The organism is Myxococcus sp. AM009 (assembly GCF_013372605.1).
Taxonomy (GTDB): Bacteria; Myxococcota; Myxococcia; order Myxococcales; family Myxococcaceae; genus Myxococcus; species Myxococcus vastator.
Genome location: NZ_JABXEP010000287.1, coordinates 1 through 4,305, shown reverse-complemented (window position 1 = coordinate 4,305; position 4,305 = coordinate 1). Strand labels below are relative to the sequence as shown.

The following is a 4,305-nucleotide window of genomic DNA, read 5'->3' as shown; positions in this document are numbered from 1 at the left end:
CCCCGTACCCGCCGCAGCCGAGCTACCCGCCCGCCTACCCGCCGCCGGGTGGGGGCAAGGGGAAGATGGGGCTCTTCGCTGGAATCGCCGCGGGGCTGCTCCTGGTCGGTGGTGGCGCAGCGGCGCTCTTCCTGAAGGGTGGAGGCAGCGCGGATGCGGCGCCGGCGAACCCTCCGGTTGCCGTGGCCACGCCGACGCCGCCTCCCAGCAGCCCTCCGGCGAACACGGCCTCCGTGGCGGCCGCACAGCCGCCCGTGAATCCCGCGACGCCACCTTCGACACCTCCCACGGAGGTCGCCGCGGCGCCGGTGAACACGCCTCCGCCGGAGACGACGCCCACGACCGTCGAGACGCCCCCTCCGCCTCCGGTTGAAACGCCGAAGCCCGCGGAGACAGTGGTGGCGAAGGTCGAGCGCCCGAGCAGCCGCCGCACCGCATCGTCGCGCCGGGAAGTCCCGGAGCCGCGCGTGTCCGCGCCGGCGCGTGCGGAGCGGCCTTCGTCGAACGATTCGGATGATGACTTCGACGAGCTCTTCGGCACGAAGAAGTCGAACTCGGGGTCGAAGCAGTCCGCGGCGCGTCCGACGGCGTATGTCCCGCCCGAGCCTGGGGGCGGGGTGCCGGACCGGCTGCAGCAGTCGGATATCATGTCGGTGGTGCTGGCCAACAAGCCGGCCATCGTGAAGTGCGTCAACGAGCAGAAGAAGAAGGACCCGTCGCTGAGCGGCAAGCTGGTGATGCGCTGGACCATCCAGACGAGCGGGAAGACGGCAGCGGTGTCATGCCGCACGAATGAGTTCCGCTCCACCTACATGGCGAGCTGCATCTCCGGGCTCATCAAGAGCTGGTCCTTCCCGCGTCACAAGCGGCAGGGCGAGCCCATCGACTTTCCGTTCACCTTCTGAACATTGGGGCGTCAAGCGAGGCCATCGCGACATGCAAGTCGCGATGGCCTCCGCTCCCGCTGTCTGCTTGTGCGAGGGGTGAATTTCCCGGCCGAGCAGCCGTCCAGGTGGCGTCGACACTCGTTGACACGTCCGGACGGGCGGGACTAAGCCTTCCTTGCTCGCATGGATATCGGGGCCTGTTGTCAGTGGCCGGAGGCCCCCCGGGCGGCGTTCCAAACAAGAGGAAATCTCAACATGCAGCTTCGCAAGATGATGTTGGTGCTCACGGCGCTGGGCGCGATGAGCGGTCTCATGGCTGGTTGCGGTGACGACACGACGTCCCCGGGCGCGTGCTCCAGCAATGACGAGTGCGGAGAGTCGGAAATCTGTCACCCGACCGCCCAGATCTGCGTGCAGACCTGTTCCGCCGCGGTGGACTGCCCCTCCACGGCGAAGACCTGCGCCCCGCTGGGCGGCACGGGTCCCAACGCCACCACGAGCATCTGCCAGTGCTCCACGGACGTGCTCTGCAACGGTGGCACGGACTCCGAGTCCACGGACCTGGTCTGCTCCAACCTGGACAACGTCTGCGTGACGGCCTGCACGTCCAACGCCGAGTGCACCGGCGACCGGACCTGCAACGTGAGCACCGGCCAGTGCGAAGAGGGTGAGCCCGTGCCTACGAGCTGCACGGGTGAGGGCCGCTCCACCTGCGCCTACGGTGACTACTGCAGCTCTGGCTCCTGCACGGAGCTGGCCGCCCCCACGTGCTCGAATCTGCAGGGCAAGCCTGCGGCCAGCTTTGACCCGGCAACTGGCACTGGCCACATCATCTACAATGTCACCAAGGAAGATTTTGGTTCCGCGTGCGGCTCTGATACGTCCGCGCAGACGGTCAAGGCGCGCGTTCACTTCTATTCCAAGGACGACGACCTGCCGTCCACGAAGGAAGGGCTCAACGGCTTCTTCTATGTGCGCACCAATGGCACCGAGTTGAATGCGGTTCCGCTTAGCAACGGCTACCAGCGTTCTTCGGACCGTAAGAGCGCCTCGATTTCGCTCAACCTGTGCACGTCCGCCGCAGACAATCAGATTGTACTTGGCGTGTACTTCACGGGTGGTAACGGGTACTGCGCGACCCTGACGAAGTAACGGGGCTGCGCCTCCGATTTGGCGAAATCCAACCCTCCGGGGTTGCTGAGGCCCCATGTTCCGACTTCGGAAGTGGGGCCTCAGTTCTATTGGGGGCCTGTTGTCGAACGAACTCCGTGCTGTGTCCTGTGTCGCTCTTGAATATTCGCCTGGGGAGAGCGTTCAAACACACCGCATGACCTCCCGAATCAGTCCTCAGTCCGCATCAGGAAGGAAGAGCATGAGCAAGAATCGAACGGTCCATGGCGTTGTCCTGGCTCTGGCAATGGGCCTCCCTGTTGTTGGGATGGCCGAGCAGGTCGAACAAGTGAGGCTCTCCTGTCCAGCCGGAACGAAACAGTTCGGCGGGCGCGAGACGATGACTGACCGCGGTGTGTTTTGTGTGAAGCGAAGCACCAGCGAAGGAATGCCCGTCGCACATGGGCCCTACGTGAGCTACCACCTGAACGGCCAGAAGAAAGTGGTGGGGCAGCACGCCGACGGTGCTCAATCTGGCGTGTGGACGTTCTTCGATGAGAACGGCGTGAAAACCGAGGAGATTGAGTTCGTGGGCGGCAACTACCACGGGCGACGACTCCAGTACTTCGGGACCGGCGTGACGAAGGTGGCAGAGCATTGGGTCGCGGGGAAGCGTGAAGGGAGCGCTGTGACCTATGCCGAAAACGGCCAGAAGCTGAGTGAGCAGATGTACCGGGCCGGTCATGCCGTCAAGACGGCCGATGCACCTGCAGCCTGCAAGTAGCTGTTCTCAGTGGGCGTGATGGACGCGAAGGCCTTCCATTTGGAAGGCCTTTTGCTTTGGTCGGGCTATCGTCGCGAACCTCGCTCGACTAGGAAGATCCATCGTGAAGGCGCCATCGCTCACTCCTGTTTTGCCAGATCTTCCCGTCTGCAGGGTGCAGCAGATGGGATTGCGCGAACTCGAGCGCATTCGGCTCATCCTCCGGGGGGGGTCGGTCATCGACTGGCGGAGGATGCACTTCCAGACGCGCGGGGAGGTCGACAACTTCCTCAGGCTCCTTCAACTGGATGTGTCCCGTCCCTACGACGAGGAGTGGGCCCGGGGCGTCTTGGCTGAAGCCGTCGAGTACCTCCGGAAGACGTTCAATTACCGCGTCGCGGACGCAGTGGCTCGGCCCGAGGAAATCCACGACCTGTTCCTCTATGCTTCGGGAGTCAAAGGGTCGCCCAGGCATCGGCGCATCGCATGCGTCGTCCTGAAGGTGATGCACGTCATCCAGCACATTGAAGGGCGAGACCTTCTCTTCCGGTTGCCGGTCTCGGAAGCGGAGCTGGCGGAGCTCATCATGGAGCGTGTGTTGGGCGTCGCCGCTGAGATGCAGGCCAAAGGGCTGCCCATCGTGGAGTTCGCGCACTCCATCAAGACCCAGGACTCGCTCATCACCAAGCTGTTGGCGAAGAAAGATACGGTGGCCGCGCAGGTCTACGACAGGACCCGGTTCCGTGTCGTGACACAGAAGCGGGAGGACTTGCTGCCGGCACTCTACTACCTCACGCAGCGGCTCTTCCCGTTCCATCTCGTTGTTCCTGGGCAGACGGAAAACACGCTACTGCCGTTCAAGTCAGTCCTCGCTGAGAACCCACACTTCGAACAGCACATCCCCCGCCTCCATTTGGATCGCGACTTCGAAGATCGTGAGAGCTCTGGCGGAAACGCCTTCTCCGGCAATACCTACCGGGCACTGAACTTCGTGGTGGATATCCCGGTGCGGATGGATGCCTATCTCCCGCCACCCGAGGAAGATACCCGGCCACGGAAGGGCCGAATTCTCATTTCTCTTGTCGAGTTCCAGATTGTCGATGAGGAAACCGCGCGTCTCAACGAGCGTGGAGAGAATGCCCACGAGGCCTACAAGCGGCGGCAGAAGCAGCGGGTGCTCAAGCGCCTGAGCCAAGGCCTCGTGGTTCCCAAACGGCAGGAGTGACGTCACGGGAGCGCCCCTTGTTCACGGCACTCCCTGGTGATGCCTCAGGGATACTCGTAGACGCCTTCAAGCTCGGCCAGTGTGGAATGGATGCTTGAACCCGAGCCCTGATTGCTCCATGCGTCAATGACTATTGATTGTGGCGATAGACGTGAATGTCAGAGCCGGATGGGCCTGCTTCATGCCATGCCAGCGTAAGCGTCCGGCCAACGACGTGCTGAGAGGCGTTGAGGCGAGAGCCGCCGCCGTGGACGCTGGCGAGCATGTCGAAGTCGGTGGAGAAGCAGGAGTGGTTCCAGGTCGCGGAGTCTTTCGAGGCG

At 63.4% G+C, this 4,305-nt stretch carries 4 protein-coding genes; all 4 read left to right on the top strand.

Going from position 1 to position 4,305, the window contains the following annotated elements; all coding sequences use genetic code 11:
- Positions 1-905: AgmX/PglI C-terminal domain-containing protein (locus HV824_RS34935; RefSeq protein ID WP_176425204.1), on the top strand; the 905-nt coding region annotated here is incomplete at its 5' end.
- Positions 906-1,142: 237 nt separating this feature from the next.
- The gene (locus HV824_RS34930; protein WP_255208592.1) at positions 1,143-2,039 is read left to right on the top strand and encodes a hypothetical protein; all 897 of its coding nucleotides are present in this window, start codon (positions 1,143-1,145) and stop codon (positions 2,037-2,039) included.
- 220 nt (positions 2,040-2,259) lie between these two features.
- Positions 2,260-2,781 (top strand): toxin-antitoxin system YwqK family antitoxin, encoded by a 522-nt coding sequence (locus HV824_RS34925; protein WP_176425203.1) that lies wholly within the window; start codon positions 2,260-2,262, stop codon positions 2,779-2,781.
- Positions 2,782-2,884: 103 nt separating this feature from the next.
- The gene (locus tag HV824_RS34920; RefSeq protein WP_176416505.1) at positions 2,885-3,985 is read left to right on the top strand and encodes a TIGR04552 family protein; all 1,101 of its coding nucleotides are present in this window, start codon (positions 2,885-2,887) and stop codon (positions 3,983-3,985) included.
- The last annotated feature ends 320 nt before the right edge of the window (positions 3,986-4,305 follow it).

Excerpts from the sequence above, each read along its gene's own strand:
- HV824_RS34930 (WP_255208592.1), top strand. The coding sequence starts at position 1,143 with ATGCAGCTTCGCAAGATGATGTTGGTGCTCACGGCGCTGGGCGCGATG.
- HV824_RS34925 (WP_176425203.1), top strand. The coding sequence starts at position 2,260 with ATGAGCAAGAATCGAACGGTCCATGGCGTTGTCCTGGCTCTGGCAATG.